The following is a 15727-nucleotide window of genomic DNA, read 5'->3' on the forward strand; positions in this document are numbered from 1 at the left end:
GTGAACATACCATTGATCCATGGAACAGGTATCGGACTTCTGGGCGGCGACCCGGGTGATCTCAGAGGCCCTCGATGGCCTGGATCACGCCGCGGTCAGCCACATGTCCGATACTGAGAAGGTTCGGGCCATGACCTGCCTGAGGACCCTTTCCCGACGACTTGACGTCTCGGCACGGGTCGTCACTGATGTGGTGTCCAAGGCATGTGCCGTCGACCGCGCGACCGGTCTGATGCTCTCGGACTTCCTGGCCAGGGAGGAGGGTCGTTCCGCCAGTGAGGGGCTTGGCGAGGTTCATCGTGCCGCAGCGATCACCGCGAACTCCCAGGTTCGTGATGCTGCACTGGCAGGAACGATCACGCCCGAACATGCGGTGGCCATCGGCCAGCAGATGCGCACACTGCCGGTAGGTGAGATGACGCGCGACGAGGAAGATGCCGCGGCCGGTCAGTTCATCGATGCGGCGCGCTCGACAGCGCCGGGCCAGTTGTCGCGCAAGACCGCCTCGATCCTCGAGACCGCCGCACCTCGGCTGGCTCCCTCGCCTCGCGACCGGGCCGGGCGGACCGCCGCCAGACGCAAGCACGCGGTGGCCGAACGACGGTTCTGCTGGGGTGAGGACGGGAACGGCTCCATCTGGTTCTCCGGCAAGCTGCCCGAGCTGGAGGGTCGAACCCTCATCGGCACCCTTCAGGCTTTCACAGAGAAGGGCCGGCAGGCCGAGCGCGCCGAACGGGAGGCACTGCGCGCCCAGCGCAATCAAGGGGTCATCTCCAGCAGGCAGTACCTGGCGCTGCGCCGGGAGACTGATGCGCGCGGCGCCCGCACCACCGCCCAGCGGATGGCAGACGCCCTGGTTGATGCCGCCCATCTGCTGGCCGGAAAGGACCTCGTCCCCTCGGCCGGGGGACAGCCGCCCCGCATCGTGGTCACCATCGGCTACCAGTACCTGCGTGACGCCCTGCAGGGCATGATCGACGCGGGCACCTTCGAGGGTGAGGTACCCGTCGATGCCGGAACTCTGCGTCGCTTGTGCTGCGATGCGCAGATCCTGCCCGTCGTGCTCGGTTCAGATTCTCAGACCATGGATGTGGGACGCTCCGAGCGTCTGGTCACCCCAGGGATCCGTCGGGCGCTGGAGCACCGAGACGGAGGATGCATCTACCCCGGCTGCACCGTTCCAGGCCATCTGTGCCAGGCACACCATGTGTGTCCCTTCTGGGACGGTGGGGCCACCGCACTGGACAATCTGGTGCTGGTGTGCCGCCACCACCACGCCGTTGTCGAACCCGACCCGCACCGCGACCGAGACCAGCCCAGGATCGTCTTCGACCCGACCACTGGACGACCCCGCGTCATCGAACCCGAGCGCATGCGGAATTACCGCACTCGCCTCGCCAGACCGGGCAGCTCGGATCAGGGGGAGGACTCCGTCCGCATGGGTGGCGAGATCCAAAGTGGCGCCGCCGATCGGCCGCGTGACCCCAACAAGCACCAGCACCAGGCTGCCCTGCTGTAGTCGCTGATGGCGGGAGCCACAGGGTCACGGGTCTTGGCGCTCAGCGGGTCCTGGAACTCAGCGGTCCCTGGGGGTTGTGTCGGGCGGGGCGAGCAGATCGCGGGGGGTTGAGTGGGGCCCGGGCCTTGAGTGGGCCGTGGGACTTGAGCAGGTCCTGGGATTCGAGCGAGTCTCGTGGCGAACGGGACCGGGAAGACTCAGCGCCTCCCCGGGCTCAGGCTGTCAGCCGGTCCGGCGAACTGGGTGCAAGGCGGTGGAGCGGGTGCCGGGTGGGGCGTCCAATGGGCTGCAGGTGGGCGGCGATCCCAGGCCTGGATACTCAGTGCTTCTGGGACCTCAGACCCGCCCGCTCCCGCCCCGCACGGTCCCGCCCCGCACGGTCCGGTTCTGCACGGTCCTGTCCCACACAGCCCCGTTCTGCACCGTCCCGAACCACCCCGCCCGTCAGGCTCAGTGGTGCTGAAGGTGAGAGGCGAACAGCTCCGCAAGGGTGAGGGCGCGACGTCCGGCCAGGTCGGAGGTCTGACGGCGGCAGGAGAAGCCATCGGAGACGACGATCGCCCCCGGGCCGGCCTTCTCGATGGCGGGCAGCAGGTCGTGCTCGGCCACCGCCACCGAGGTCTCGTAGTGGCCGATCTCCACCCCGAAGTTGCCGGCGTAGCCGCAGCACCCGCCGACCGTGGTCACGGTGGCACCGGAGGCCTCCAGCAGTCGCCGGTCCGGGCCGAAGCCCAGGATCGAGGCGTGGTGGCAGTGCGGCTGGGCGACGATGGTGTGCCCGGCCAGGCTCGGCGGCTGCCACCCGGCGGCCTCCAGCATCTCCGCCATGGTGTGGATGTCCTTGCCGACCACCGCGGTGCGCGGATCATCGCCCACCAGCTCCTGGGCGTCGGCACGCCACACCGTGGTGCAGGAGGGCTCAAGACCCACGATCGGGATACCGGCCTCGGCCAGCGGGGCCAGCACGTCGAGCGCCTTGCGCAGCTTCTTGGCGGCGCCGTCGAGCTGACCGGTGGTGATCCAGGTCAGTCCGCAGCACACGTCATCGGTGAGCACCTCGGGCTGGTAGCCGGCGTCGGCCAGCACCGCGACCACGGCCGACAGGTCGCAGTCGCCGAGCATGTCGGAGAAGGAGTCCACCCAGATGACGACCCGGCCGTGCTTGGCGGTCGAGGACCGTCCGGCCCGCACCGCGTCGGCCGCCGTGGTGGAGTGCTCGGCGCTCAGCCCCTTGCGGGCCGGCCCGCCGGGTCGGAAGGTCGGCAGCGGACGGCGCTGGTCCACCCCGGCCACCCAGCGGCCCAGATGCTTGATGCCGGTGATCTTCAACGCGGTGTTGGTCACCGTCGCCATCCCGGGAACTGCAGAGATGAGCCGCTCCCAGCGGGGCAGCCAGCCCATCACGTAGTGGGAGCGGGGACGCAGGTGGCCGCGGTACTTCTCGAAGAACACCCGCGAGCGGTAGCTGGCCATGTCGATGCCGGTCGGGCAGTCGCGGGCACAGCCCTTGCAGGCCAGGCACAGGTCCAGCGCCTGGGCCACCTCGGGGGAGTCCCAGCCGTTGACCAGGGTGCCGTTGACCATCTCCTGGAGGACCTTGGCGCGGCCCCGGGTGGAGTCCTTCTCGTTGTGGCTGGCCTGGTAGGAGGGGCACATCACGCCGCCGTGCTGGGAGTTCTCGGCGATGCACTTGCCGACCCCGGTGCACTGGTGGACGTCGTGGGCGAACTGGGGGTGGCCGAGAGTCAGCGGCGAGTTGCGGGCGGCGAAGACCCGGATGTCGGCCTCCACCGGCCGCGGATCGACGAGCACGCCGGGGTTGAGCAGGTTGTCGGGATCCAGGATCCCCTTCACCTGACCGAACAGGGAGATTGCCTCGGGGGAGTACATCGCCGGCAGCAGGGCCGAGCGGGCCCGCCCGTCGCCGTGCTCTCCGGAGGCCGATCCGCCGTGGCGGGCCACCAGGGCGGCGGCGTCCTCCACGAAGGAGCGGTACTGCGCCGGACCGTCGTCGGCGTCCAGCGGGTAGTCGATGCGGCAGTGCACGCATCCCTCGCCGAAGTGGCCGTAGGGCATGCCGTGCAGTCCGTGGGCGGTGAGCAGTTCCTCGAAGTCGCGCAGATAGGCGCCCAGATCGGAGGGCGGCACCGCGGCGTCCTCCCAGCCGGCCCAGGCCAGCTTCTCCAGGCTGACCCCGGCCAGTCCGGCGCCGTCGGAGCGGATCTGCCACAGGGCGGCGGCCTCGACGGGATCGGAGACCACCCGGGCGTCCAGTGCCCCGGAGGCGGCAGTCATCTGCTGGGCGCGGGCAGTCACCTCGGCCGGGTCGTCGCCGCGCAGGTCCAGGAACATCCAGCCGTCCCCGCGGGGAAGGTCCGGCACCGCCGAGGCCCCCTTGGCGCGGGCCACGACGTCGACGATCCGACGGTCCATCCCCTCGCAGGCCACCGGCTTGAAGGGCAGCAGGGCGGTGACGGCGTCGGCCGCCTCGGGCATGGTGGGATATCCCAGCGCGACGGTGACGCCGTAGGGCGGGTCGGCGACCATCCTGACGGTGGCCCGGGTGACGATCCCCAGGGTCCCCTCGGTGCCGCAGATGAAGGCCGGCAGGTTGAAGCCGTTCTCGGGGGCCAGATGCTCCATCTGGTAGCCGGAGACCTGCCGGGAGAACCGGCCGAACTCGGTGCGGATGACCCCCAGGTTCGCCTCCGCCAGCTCCCTGAGCCGGGTCAGACGCGGATCGGCGGACTCCCCGGCGCGCACCGTGAGGACGTCCCCGGCGGCGGTCAGCAGGTCGACCGTCACGACGTTGTCGCAGGTTCGGCCGTATCCCAGTGCCCGCGGGCCGCAGGCATTGTTGCCGATCATCCCGCCGATCGTGCAGCGGGTCGAGGTGGACGGGTCGGGCCCGAATCGCAGCCCGTGCGGACGGCCGGCGTCCTGCAGGGAGGCCTGGATGACGCCGGGGTCCACCACCGCGGTGCGGGCCTCGGGGTCGAGCTGATGGATCGTGTGGAGATGACGGGCCAGGTCGATCACCAGGCCCTCACCGATGGCGTTGCCCGCGCAGCTGGTGCCCGCGCCGCGGGTGGTCACCGGAAGGCCCACCTCGGCGGCCGCCCGCACCAGGGCGATCACCTCCTCGACGCTGCGGGGCCGTGCGACAGCGGTGGGGACGACCCGGTAGATGGAGGCGTCGCTGGAGTACAGCGCACGAGCCAGGGTCGAGCTGTCCAGACAGTCGGGGGCCCCGGAATCGAGCCGGCCGAGTGTGGAGACGAAGTCCCCGAGAAGTTCACTGTCGACAATCATGCTGGGAGCGGACATGTGCCTCAGTTTCCCACGGCCCCCAGGACGGCGCGCAGGGCCCTGCCCACCGCGGACAGGTCGGCCGGATCGATGGCGTCGATGAAGACTCTTCGGACCGCCCGCACATGGAGCGGGGCGACCTCCACCAGGCGGGCGTGGCCGGCGTCAGTGAGGTGGGTCATCACCCCACGACGGTCGTGACTGGCGGGCCGTCGCTCGACCATCCCGAGGTTCTCCAGCCGGGCCACGGTGTGGGTCATCCGGGACCGTGAGGCCCTCACCAGCTTGGCCAGGGCGCCCATCCGCAGGCTGCGGTCGGGGGCCTCCGACAGGTGGATCAGGACCTCGTACTCGCCCAGCCCCAAGCCCTGGGCGCGCAGGTTGGCGTCGAGGACGCGGTCCACGGTCGCACTCGCCTTGAGCCAGTCCCGCCAGACCCTCTGCTGCTCCTCGTCGAGCCAGCGGGTGGTGCCCGGGTGTGCAGGTGCGGGTGCCTGCCGGGCAACGTTGTCTTCGGGCATGGCTGCATCGTAGTGACCTGGCAACGTCCCTGGACGATCGAGCGTTCCCGTCCATCTGGCGGAACGAGATGAAGCGGGATGGGACGGTATGAGGGGGGACCTCAGACCATCCGCTCCCGGTGAGGAGTTGGCGGGTCTGTCCAACACCGCGCCCCGGATCGTTGTGGGATCTGCCCATCAGGGCCTTGCCTAGAGTCGATCATGATCTGATATCGCGCACCGCCGAGCCGGCCCGGGACGCCGCAGCGCCAGAGTTCCCGAAAGGCGAGGACTCAGCATCTGCGAAGCGCGCCAGCATCTGTGAAGGGCGCCGGCATCCATGAAGGGCAGGGGACCAGTGAGTCTCGAACAGGATCTGATCGACCGATCGGCACCCAACTTCGGGGCCCTGCTCGACCGGCAGGCCGACGCCCATCCCGACCGGGTGGCCCTGCTGGTGCCGCACGGTGCCGACGACCAGGTCAACATTTGGACCCCGATCACCTTCGCCCAGTTCCGCAGGCAGGCCCACGACGTGGCCGCCGGCCTGCTGGGGCTCGGTCTGGGGCGCGAGCAGCGGGTCGCCATCATGTCGGGCACCCGCACCGAGTGGATCATCGCCGACATGGGGATCTCCTGCGCCGGCGGTGCGACCACCACCGTCTACCCCAACACCAGTCCCGAGGAGACCGCGTACATCCTCACCGACTCCGACTCCCGGATCGTCTTCGTCGACACCGCCGCTCAGGTCGACAAGATCGTCTCCCGGACCGAGCTCGCCGACCAGATCCAGCAGATCGTCACCTTCGCGGGGACCGACGAGCGCACCGGTGCCGACGTCCACACCCTCGACCCCAGGGTGCTGACGATGGCCGAGCTGATCGCCTCCGGACGCCGTCTGCTGGCCGACGACCCGCAGCTGGTCCGGCGGATGATCGACTCCATCAGGCCCATCGATCTGGCCACCCTCATCTACACCTCCGGGACCACCGGCACCCCCAAGGGGGTCGAGATCGAGCACGGCTCGTGGACCTACATGGGTGCGGCCTGGGAGTACAAGGACTTCATCGGCCCCGACGACCTCCACCTGCTGTGGCTGCCCCTGTCGCACGCCTTCGGCAAGTGCCTGCTGGCCATCTGCATCCAGATCGGCGTCGCCCAGGCCGTCGAGGGGCGGATCCCCCGACTGGTCCGCAGCATCGGCGAGGTCCGCCCCACCGTGATGTGCGGGGTGCCGCGGATCTTCGAGAAGATCCGCGCCGGCGTGATGACCGCCGCCCCCCAGGGGCGTCTGACCACCCGGATCTCCCACTGGGCCTTCGCCGTCGGGCGCGACTCGCGGCCCTACCGGCTGTCGGGGAGCCGGATGCCGCTCGCCCTGGCGGCCCGCTACCGGATCGCCGACGCGCTGGTCTTCGCCACCCTCAAGCGCAAGCTCGGTGGGGTCCGGTTCATGATCTCGGGAGGGGCGAAACTCTCCCCGCAGGTCCAGGAGTGGTTCTACTCGGCCGGCATCCCGATCGTGGAGGGCTACGGCGCCACCGAGTTGTGCGCGGTGGCCTTCTTCTCCGAGCCCTCCACCATCCGGTTCGGCACCGTCGGGCCGGTCTGCCCCGGCTGCGAGGCCAGGATCGCCGAGGACGGGGAGGTGCTGGTGCGCGGCCCGATCGTGGCCCGCGGCTACCACAACCTTCCCGACAGGACCGCGGAGTCCTTCGTCGACGGCTGGTTCCACACCGGCGACATCGGCGAGTTCGACGAGACCGGCAGTCTGCACATCACCGACCGCAAGCGCGATCTGTTCAAGACCTCCGGGGGCAAGTACGTCGCACCCCAGAAGGTCGAGGCGGCGCTGATGGCCAACTGCCCCTACCTCGCCCAGGCCGTCGCCCTGGGGGAGGGCCACAAGTACGCGGTGGCCCTGCTCACCCTGGATCCCGAGAAGCTGGCGGTCTGGGGACGCCGGCACGGCCACCCCCAGATGTCCTACGCCGAGCTGACCCGTCAGCCCGAGGTGAGATCGACCATCCAGGGATATGTCGACCGCGCCAATGCCCACCTGGACCGGTGGGAGACCGTCAAGAAGTTCGCCATCCTCGACCACAACCTCGACGACGAGGAGGGGCTGGTCACCACCAGCCTCAAGGTACGGCGTGACGTGGTCGCCAACCGCTATCGTGACCTGTGGGAGTCCTTGTACAAGGGCGATGAGGTTCCCGAGGGCTGAGGCCACCCCAGCCCGCCACGTCCAGCCGCAGGAGGATTCCAGAAATGACGACCGACACGCTGGCGATTCGAGACGAGCTGTTGTCCCGCAGCGCCCGCAACCTCGGGGACATGCTGCGCCGCCGGGTGGATCAGACCCCCGACGCCACCGCCTTCCTGTACCCGGAGAGCAACGCCGGTGGTCCCGAGAAGTGGACGCCGTTGACCTGGCGCGAGGTCCAGGACCGGGCCCACGACATCGCCGCCGGGCTGCTTGACCTGGGACTGGGACCCGAGCAGCGGGTGGCGATCTGCGCCGACACCTCCGTCTGGTGGATCCTCACCGATCTGGGCATCGGCTGCGCGGGCGGGGCCACCACGACCGTCTACGGGAACTCCCAGCCCGAGGACGTCGAGTACATCCTCACCAGCTCCGAGTCGCGGATCTACGTCGCCCAGAACAGCGCCCAGGCCGCCAAGGTGGAGCACAGCTCCGCCCTCGACGAGCTGGTCACCCACATCATCCTGGTCGACGACGACCGGCTCATCCAGGGCGCTCCCGGTTCCGACCGACGGCTGGTCGCCGAGGACACCCGGGTGATCTCCCTGGCCGACCTGTCGGCCCGCGGACACGCCGCCCGGCAGGCCGATCCCGGAGCCGTCCAGCGGGTCATCGACGCCACCGCCCCCGACCACCTGGCCACCCTCATCTACACCTCGGGCACTACCGGTAAGCCCAAGGGGGTCGAGCTGACCCACCAGTCGTGGACCTACATGGGTGTGGCGATGGAGTCCTGGGACCCGTTGGAGCCCGGAGACCTGCAGTACTTGTGGCTGCCGCTGGCCCACGTCTTCGGAAAGTGCCTCATCGCGGTGCAGATGACCATCGGCTTCAGCTCGGCGGTCGACGGCCGGGTGGAGCGGATCGTCACCGGGATGGGCGAGGTGCACCCCACCTTCATGTGCGGGGTGCCGCGGATCTTCGAGAAGGTCCGCGCCAAGGTCATCACCTCGCGGGGGATGGCTCGCACCATCTCGTCATGGGCCTTCCGGGTCGGCGAGCGCACCGCCCCCTACCGTCTGGAGGACCGGCCACTGCCGGTCTGGCTGTCCGGTCAGCAGCTGCTCGCCGAGAAGCTCGTCTTCTCCACACTGAAGCAGGCGATGGGCGGCCGGCTGCGGATGATGATCTGCGGCGGGGCGAAACTCTCCCCCCAGGTCCAGCGCTGGTTCTTCGCCGCCGGGATCCCGGTCGTGGAGGGCTACGGCGCCACCGAGACCAGCGCCATCGCCTTCTTCAACGTCCCCAAGAAGGGTCGCTTCGGGCCCCGGTTCGGCACCGTCGGACCGGTCTGCCCCGGCTGCGAGGCCAGGATCGCCGAGGACGGGGAGGTACTGGTGCGCGGCCCGATCGTGGCCCGCGGCTACCACGAGCTGCCCGAGAAGACCGCCGAGACCTTCACCGACGGCTGGTACCACACCGGCGACATCGGCCACTTCGACGAGCTGAACTACCTGGTCGTCACCGAGCGCAAGCGCGATCTCATCAAGACCTCCGGGGGTAAGTACATCGCCCCCCAGAAGGTCGAGACCACCCTGATGGCCAACTGCCCCTACCTGTCTCAGGCCGTGGTGCTGGGGGAGGGGCACAAGTTCGCGGTGGCTCTGCTCACCCTGGACCGCGAGGCGCTGTTCAAGTGGGCGGAGAACCACGGCCACGCCGGCGACTCCTACGAGAAGCTCACCCAGCTGCCCGAGATCCGCCGATCCATCCAGCGCTTCGTCGAGGTCGCGAACTCACGACTGGACCGGTGGGAGACGGTCAAGCGGTTCGCGATCCTCGACCACGAGCTGGACGGCCAGAAAGGGCTGGTCACCGAGAGCCAGAAGGTGCGCCGCGACCAGGTCCGCAAGCGCTACAAGAAGGAGATCGAGGAGCTGTACGCCGATGAGCAGACGGCCTCCCGGGAGGATCCCGAGCGGTGAGTGAGGAGGGGAGCCCGGCCTCGGCGGTGCGGGTGCAGATCCCGATGCGGTGGTCCGACATGGACTTCCAAGGCCACGTCAACAATGTCGCGATCGCGGATCTGGTCCAGGAGGCCCGTTCTCTGGCGCTGATCGGCACCCCGGTGGAGAAGCTCTTCGGCACCGGAATCATCGTGGTGACCCAGGATGTCGAGTTCATCTCCCCGTTCACGGTCGACGGGAGGCCCCTCGACGTCGATGTCTGGTGCTCCAACCTGGGGATCGCGCGGGTCTTCCTCGAGTACCGGGCCCGCCACCACGGGGTCGACGTTGCCCGGTCCCGGGGCTGGATGTGCCCCTTCGACTTCCATACCGGCCGGCCCCGACGCCTGGACCGCGCCGAGCACGCCACTTTCGAGGCGATGAGCGGCCCGGCGACGGTGTGGGGGGAACTGCCGCTGTCAGATCTCAGCGGCGGGGCGGAGATCACCGCCATCCCGGTGCGCTGGTCGGATGTGGACCGCTACGGCCATGTCAACAATGTGGCTCTGGCCGGATACCTGCAGGAGGCCAGGATCCAGGTCACCACCGGCTGGACGCCGGGGATGCGCCGGGCCGGCAGCCGCAACTGGGTGGTCGCACGCCAGGACATCGCCTACCGGCACCAGGTGCACCCCGCCATCGGGAGCTGTGCCGTCCACACCGCCCTGACCCGGCTGGGACGGACCTCGCTCACTCTGGCGGCGTCCATCCCCACCGATGAGGGCACCGCCGTGTCGGCCGCCACCGTGCTGGTCTGCGTTGACCCGGCCACCGGTTCCGCCGTGCCGATCGACCAGGACACCAGGGCGGTGCTGAGGGCTCACCTCATCGGCTGAGGCAAACCGAGCCCTCTGAAGATCGTGTCGGTGCTGACCTAGGGGCTCCATCGCCCCCGGGGCGCTTCGGAACCGGGATCACATCCGGGCGACGGGATCGTCCTCGGCCACCGGAATGTCCCACCGCTTGCGCCACGGATTGCGGTCGTTGTATCCGTCCAGGGCGACCGCAGCACACGACTGGGCGAGCTGACGGCCCAGCTCCTCGCGCTCCATCTGCGGGATCCGGTCGTCCCCGTCCATGTAGTCGCACAGCGCCTCGGCCGCCCGCTCGTACTCGGAGGAGTCCTGCATCAGACGTCGGCGGGTGTCGCGGTAGGTGGTGCGCAGCGCGGTCCACACCAGCGCCTGCTCGAAGTCGTCGGGATCGGTCATCAGCGCCTCGACCGAGGTGTTGAAGGTCTCGGCGATCGCGGAGACCTCGGTGATCCGGGGCTCCCGTTCGCCCCTCTCGAGCAGCTCGAGCTGGTCCGGGGTGATGGTGGCACCGCGGACGGCCAGCTCGTCGCAGAGCCGCTGCTGGCTCCAGCGGCGGGTCTTTCGTGCCGCCGAGATGTTTGCGGCGAGGCGTTCCACAAGGGCATTCATGGCCCCCACTCTTCCACCCGCGGCGACCTCGAGCCGCCGCGGGTGGACCCACAGTGCTCAGGCGCTGACCTCGGAGCCGTCCCCGCTCCACTGCAGGTGCCAGGAACCCTGGTCGTCGACGCGACGGTAGGTGTGGGCGCCGAACAGATCGCGCAGGCCCTGGGTGAGAGCCGCGTTGAGCCGTGGCGCGCGGACCTGGTCGTAGTAGCTCAGCGCCGCGGAGAACCCGGGCACCGGCACCCCGGCCTCGGCGGCCCGGGCGACCACCCGACGCCAGGAGGCCTGGGAGGAGGCGAGCTCGGCCTTGACCGAGGGGGCCTCCAGCAGGGTGGTGAGGTCGTTGGCGGCGTACTCGTCATGGATCCGCTGGAGCAGACGCGCCCGGATGATGCACCCGTCGCGCCAGATCGAGGCCACCTTGGCCATGTCGACCTGCCAGCCGTACTCCTGGGCGGCGGTGCGGATCTCGTCGAGCCCCTGGGAGTAGGCGACCACCTTCGAGCTCCACAGAGCCGCACGGACATCGTCGAGGAATCCCTGCCGGTCGTCGACCGAGATCCTCCCGTCGGGTCCGGTGAGGGCCTGCTGGCCGGCGGCGCGCAGCTTCGGGGAGCTGGAGACCGCGCGGGAGAAGACCGCCTCCCCGATGGTGGAGACGTCGACCCCCAGGTCCAGGGCCGACTGCACCGTCCAGGTGCCGGTGCCCTTCATCCCGGCCTCGTCGACGATGACGTCGATGAGATCGCGGGAGGAGCCACGAGGATCCCGGGTGGCCAGCACCCGTGAGGTGATCTCGATGAGATAGGAGTCGAGGTCGCCGGTGTTCCAGCTGGCGAAGACCTCGGCGGCCTCGGCGTTGGACAGGCCGACCCCGCGCAGCAGGGCGTGGGCCTCGCCGATGAACTGCATGTCGGCGTACTCGATGCCGTTGTGGACCATCTTCACGAAGTGACCGGCGCCGTCGGTGCCCATCCAGGCGCAGCAGGGCTCCCCGTCGACATGGGCCGAGATCTTCTCCAGGACCGGGCCGATGGCACGATAGGACTCCTTCGAGCCGCCCGGCATGATGGACGGCCCCTCCAGGGCGCCCACCTCCCCGCCGGAGATCCCGGTTCCCACGTAGTGGATCCCGGTCTCGCGCAGTGCAGCCTCGCGCCGCCGGGTGTCCTTGAAGAAGGAGTTGCCGCCGTCGACCAGGATGTCGCCGGGTTCCAGCAGCGGCACGATCTCGTCGATCACCGCGTCGGTCGGCCCGCCCGCCTTGACCATCATCACCACGCGGCGGGGCCGCGACAGGGAGGCGACGAAGTCGGCCAGCTGGTGGAAGGGGAGGAAGGTGCCCTCGGACCCGTGCTCGGCGATGACCTTGTCGGTGCGGGCGTCGGTGCGGTTGTACAGGGCGACCTTGAATCCCTTGTGGGCCATGTTGCGCGCAAGATTGGACCCCATCACCGCCATTCCGATGACCCCGACGTCCGCCTGGGCGGCCTGAGTACTGGTCTGCGACATCAATTCCTCCTGTTGATCGGTCGGTCTCATTGTGTCAGCCCGGCCCGAATCCGGTCCTGCCACCCTGTTCGCGGCAGGAGGATTCCGACATCCCGGAGTTCGTCGACCAGTGCCGTCGGTGGCCGCGCTGGTCTAGTCTGGCGGCCATGAGCTCAGCCCTGGTGTTGATGAATGTCCTGGTGCCCCTGAAGGTGATGCCGGGATGGCCGCCGTACACCTTCAGCCCGATCCACTTCATCGTGCTGTGCTTCATCGGACCGCTGCTGGTGGCCGCCCTCTTCGCGGTGATCGGCAAGACGCCGGGGTGGCTGCGTCAGCGCCACGCCTCCGAGCAGGCCGCCGGTCTGGCAGAGCCCGCCGATCCCGCCCGCCGTGATGCCGCACCGGCCGATGAGGTGGCCGAGGCCGACCGGGTCGCCGCCGACCAGGTCGCTGCCGGCGAGTCGGGCAGCAGCCGCCAGATCCAGTCCTGACCGGTCGGGTGTCCCGTCCGGTCGGCAACGCCAACGGGCGGGTACCCCCTCAGTCTCGACCGCCCACTTCAGGTCACTTCAGGCTGAAGGCCTGGCAGCGCAGCGCCCGCTCGGTGCCGTCGGCCTGCTCCAGAAGCACCCGGCGCACCGTGCTGGACAGCGTCCGCGAGGACATCCAGCCGCTCAGCTCGTCGAGCCAGGCGCGATCGGCCACCTCACCGGGGAACAGCCACTGCAGGGCGTTCTGCACCTGGGCATGGCCGGCCTCGCGCCACTGACCCTGCTCGGCGTTGATCACCTCGCACAGCTGGAGATACTTCGCCGCGTACGGCTTCAGCACCTCCTCCTGGTCGGGATTGTTGAAGTGGCTGACGATCGACCGGTAGGTCTCGTTGGGCACCCCCGCCTCATCGGTCGCCCGCTTCCATGCGGTCTCCTTGGCCTGGGCGGTCGGCACCGCGGCCCGGGCGCCGGCGGCCTGCTCGGCCCCGGAACTGGTCTTGTCCCGCTCCTGCTCGGCGGCGATGAAGGACTCGTCGGCGGCTCCCAGCCGGGCCAGCGTCGAGACGATCCGCCACCGGAGGTCCTGATCGACGTCCAGACCCTCGGGCACCTCCTCGCCGTTGAGCCAGCCCGCCAGCAGCGGCACCCCCTGGCTGCCGATCGCCCCGGTCAGCCCGTTGGTGAGGGCCAGCTGGTGGTCCGACCCGGGCTCGGCGTCGCGCAGCAGGGTGGCAAGGGTGCTGATCAGACCGGTCCGGACCTCCTCGCGCAGCGAGGGGTCGGTGTAGTTGAGAGTGGCGGCGGTGGCCTGGCGGATCAGCGAGGAGACGGCGGTGAGGTCCTGCTCGGAGGCCAGCCCGTTGGACACCAGGGTGACGTAGTCCTGGGCCCTCAGCTCGGCGTCGCGGCACATGTCCCAGGCCGCTCCCCAGCACAGCGCCCGGGCCAGCGGATCGACCAACTGGCCGATGTGGGCGGTGAGGGTGGCCAGGCTGGCCGGATCCAGCCGGACCTTCGCGTAGGTGAGGTCGGCGTCGTTGAGCAGGATGAGATCGCCGCGGGAGTGACCCACCAGGGCGGCGATCGGCGTCCGCTCCCCAAAGATGTCGACGTCCAGCCCGTCGGTGCGCACCAGCCCCTCGTCGGTGAGCGAGTAGATGCCGATCCCCAGCCGGTGGGTCCGCAGGGTCGGGAACTGCGCCGAGGCGGACTGGACGATGTCGAACCGGGTGAAGGCCCCGTTCTCGTCCAGATCGAAGTCCGGGCGCACCGTGTTGACCCCGGGGGTGCGCAGCCAGGTCTCGGTGAAGCTCGACAGGTCGCGGCCGCTGGAGCGCTGGAGCTGGTCCAGCAGATCGGACAGCTGGCTGTTGCCGAAGGCGTTGGCGTTGAGGTAGGCCCGCACCCCGGCCAGGAAGGCGTCCTCCCCGACGAAGGCGACCAGCTGCTTGAGGGTCGAGGCCCCCTTGGCGTAGGTGATCCCGTCGAAGTTCTGCTCCACGGTGGCCAGGTCGACCATGTCGGCGGCGATCGGGTGGGTGGTGGGCAGCTGATCCTGGGCGTACCCCCAGGTCTTGCGCTGGTTGGCGAAGGACACCCAGGGGTTGACTCCGCCGTAGCGGGCCACGATCTTCTCCTGGCAGTGGTGGGAGGCCCACTCGGCGAAGGACTCGTTGAGCCACAGGTCGTCCCACCAGGTCATCGTCACCAGGTCGCCGAACCACATGTGGGCCAGCTCGTGGAGGATCGTGTTGTCGCGCGAGTCGTAGGCCGCCGCGGTCACCTTGGAGCGGAACAGGTAGTCGTCGCGGTGGGTGACGCAGCCGGCATTCTCCATCGCGCCGGCGTTGAACTCGGGGACGAAGGACTGGTCGTACTTGCTGAACGGGTAGGGATGGCCGAACTCGGCCTCGTAGACCTCGAAACCGCGCTGGGTGGTGGTGCGGATCCGATCGGCGTCCAGGAACTCCTTCATCGACTGGCGGCACAGGATGTTGGCCTGGATGTCGCCGCCCTCGCGGGTGCGCACGGTGCCCTCGTCGACGTGGTAGTCGCCGGCCACCAGGGCGGTGAGGTAGGTCGAGATGCGCGGGGTCGGGCCGAACTGCCAGGTGGAGATGTCGTCATAGGGTCCCTGGGCGACGGTCACCTCCGCCGAGTTGGAGATCACCGTCCAGCCCGTCGGGGCGAGCACCTGGAGCTGGAAGGTGCCCTTCTGGTCGGGCTGCTCGAAGTTGGCGTAGACCCGGCGGGCGTCGGCGATCTCGAACTGGCTGTACAGGTAGACCTTGCCGTCGGCGGGATCGACGAACCGGTGCAGACCCTCCCCGGAGTGGGAGTAGCGGCACAGCGCCACGATGGTGAGCTGGTGCTCCCCGGCCGGGGCCTCGATCGGGTAGCGGTGGTCATGATGGGCCGCCGGGTCCAGCGGGACGCCGTCCAGCTCGGCGGCATAGACCCCGTCGGCGATCAGGTCGGCGTGGGTGGGCTCCCCGGTGCTGGTGAAGTGGATCGTCGAGGAGGAGACGAAGGTGCCGGTCGGATCGGCCAGCGGGTTGCCCTGCGGGTCGCGACCCGACAGGTCCACGACCACCCGGTAACCGAGCGTCCTGACGATGCCCGAACGAGTCCGCGCTTCGTCTCTGCTGATGTTCACCGGGTTCATGCTGGTGCTCCTCGGAAGGTGTTTGTGACACGCCCGCTGCCACGTCGGGTGGCTGTCAGGGCAGACTCTATCGACTTGCCCCGGGTGCCGATACTCAACGGCGCCGATACACA

10 protein-coding genes are annotated in these 15727 nt (G+C 69.4%); 5 read left to right on the forward strand and 5 right to left on the reverse strand.

All coding sequences use genetic code 11. The features are described 5' to 3' along the window. The first annotated feature begins 19 nt into the window (after positions 1–19). The gene (locus FEZ32_RS09165; protein WP_138680457.1) at positions 20–1519 is read left to right on the forward strand and encodes an HNH endonuclease signature motif containing protein; all 1500 of its coding nucleotides are present in this window, start codon (positions 20–22) and stop codon (positions 1517–1519) included. Positions 1520–1969: 450 nt separating this feature from the next. Here the strand turns inward: FEZ32_RS09165 and FEZ32_RS09170 are convergent, their stop codons facing one another. Further along, complete coding sequence (locus FEZ32_RS09170) at positions 1970–4831, reverse strand: FAD-binding and (Fe-S)-binding domain-containing protein (protein WP_138680909.1); 2862 nt, start codon at positions 4829–4831, stop codon at positions 1970–1972. A gap of 20 nt (positions 4832–4851) precedes the next feature. After that, the gene (locus FEZ32_RS09175; RefSeq protein WP_138680458.1) at positions 4852–5349 is read right to left on the reverse strand and encodes a MarR family winged helix-turn-helix transcriptional regulator; all 498 of its coding nucleotides are present in this window, start codon (positions 5347–5349) and stop codon (positions 4852–4854) included. A gap of 319 nt (positions 5350–5668) precedes the next feature. On the opposite strand from FEZ32_RS09175, the gene FEZ32_RS09180 reads away from it, so the two are divergent. Genes FEZ32_RS09180 through FEZ32_RS09190 form a run of 3 tightly spaced genes read left to right on the forward strand, consistent with a single transcriptional unit; the run spans position 5669 to position 10376 of the window. Beyond that, on the forward strand, positions 5669–7555 hold the full coding sequence (locus FEZ32_RS09180) for an AMP-dependent synthetase/ligase (RefSeq protein ID WP_138680459.1): 1887 nt from the start codon (positions 5669–5671) through the stop codon (positions 7553–7555). Between the two features lie 44 nt (positions 7556–7599). Then, a complete protein-coding gene (locus FEZ32_RS09185; RefSeq protein WP_138680460.1) occupies positions 7600–9519 on the forward strand; it encodes an AMP-dependent synthetase/ligase in 1920 nt (639 codons plus the stop codon). A gap of 44 nt (positions 9520–9563) precedes the next feature. After that, positions 9564–10376, forward strand: a complete 813-nt coding sequence (locus tag FEZ32_RS09190) for an acyl-CoA thioesterase (RefSeq protein WP_138680910.1) — start codon at positions 9564–9566, stop codon at positions 10374–10376. Between the two features lie 78 nt (positions 10377–10454). Here FEZ32_RS09190 and FEZ32_RS09195 read toward each other — a convergent pair whose 3' ends face one another. After that, entirely contained in the window at positions 10455–10964 is a 510-nt protein-coding gene (locus tag FEZ32_RS09195; RefSeq protein WP_138680461.1) for a helix-turn-helix domain-containing protein, read from the reverse strand. A gap of 57 nt (positions 10965–11021) precedes the next feature. Then, the gene (gene gndA, locus FEZ32_RS09200) at positions 11022–12473 is read right to left on the reverse strand and encodes an NADP-dependent phosphogluconate dehydrogenase (RefSeq protein ID WP_138680462.1); all 1452 of its coding nucleotides are present in this window, start codon (positions 12471–12473) and stop codon (positions 11022–11024) included. Between the two features lie 146 nt (positions 12474–12619). On the opposite strand from gndA, the gene FEZ32_RS09205 reads away from it, so the two are divergent. Next, positions 12620–12946, forward strand: a complete 327-nt coding sequence (locus FEZ32_RS09205) for a hypothetical protein (RefSeq protein ID WP_127822649.1) — start codon at positions 12620–12622, stop codon at positions 12944–12946. A gap of 73 nt (positions 12947–13019) precedes the next feature. Here FEZ32_RS09205 and pepN read toward each other — a convergent pair whose 3' ends face one another. Next, on the reverse strand, positions 13020–15614 hold the full coding sequence (gene pepN / locus FEZ32_RS09210) for an aminopeptidase N (RefSeq protein ID WP_138680463.1): 2595 nt from the start codon (positions 15612–15614) through the stop codon (positions 13020–13022). Between the last annotated feature and the right edge of the window lie 113 nt (positions 15615–15727).

Origin of the sequence: Acidipropionibacterium jensenii (assembly GCF_005890135.1) — a bacterium.
Taxonomy (GTDB): Bacteria; Actinomycetota; Actinomycetes; order Propionibacteriales; family Propionibacteriaceae; genus Acidipropionibacterium; species Acidipropionibacterium jensenii.

Bases quoted from the DNA above. Each gene is read 5' to 3' on its own strand.
- FEZ32_RS09165 (WP_138680457.1), top strand. From the start codon at position 20: ATGGAACAGGTATCGGACTTCTGGGCGGCGACCCGGGTGATCTCAGAG.
- FEZ32_RS09170 (WP_138680909.1), bottom strand. From the start codon at position 4,831: ATGATTGTCGACAGTGAACTTCTCGGGGACTTCGTCTCCACACTCGGC.
- FEZ32_RS09175 (WP_138680458.1), bottom strand. From the start codon at position 5,349: ATGCCCGAAGACAACGTTGCCCGGCAGGCACCCGCACCTGCACACCCG.
- FEZ32_RS09180 (WP_138680459.1), top strand. From the start codon at position 5,669: ATGAAGGGCAGGGGACCAGTGAGTCTCGAACAGGATCTGATCGACCGA.
- FEZ32_RS09185 (WP_138680460.1), top strand. From the start codon at position 7,600: ATGACGACCGACACGCTGGCGATTCGAGACGAGCTGTTGTCCCGCAGC.
- FEZ32_RS09190 (WP_138680910.1), top strand. From the start codon at position 9,564: ATGCGGTGGTCCGACATGGACTTCCAAGGCCACGTCAACAATGTCGCG.
- FEZ32_RS09195 (WP_138680461.1), bottom strand. From the start codon at position 10,964: ATGAATGCCCTTGTGGAACGCCTCGCCGCAAACATCTCGGCGGCACGA.
- gndA (WP_138680462.1), bottom strand. From the start codon at position 12,473: ATGTCGCAGACCAGTACTCAGGCCGCCCAGGCGGACGTCGGGGTCATC.
- FEZ32_RS09205 (WP_127822649.1), top strand. From the start codon at position 12,620: ATGAGCTCAGCCCTGGTGTTGATGAATGTCCTGGTGCCCCTGAAGGTG.
- pepN (WP_138680463.1), bottom strand. From the start codon at position 15,614: ATGAACCCGGTGAACATCAGCAGAGACGAAGCGCGGACTCGTTCGGGC.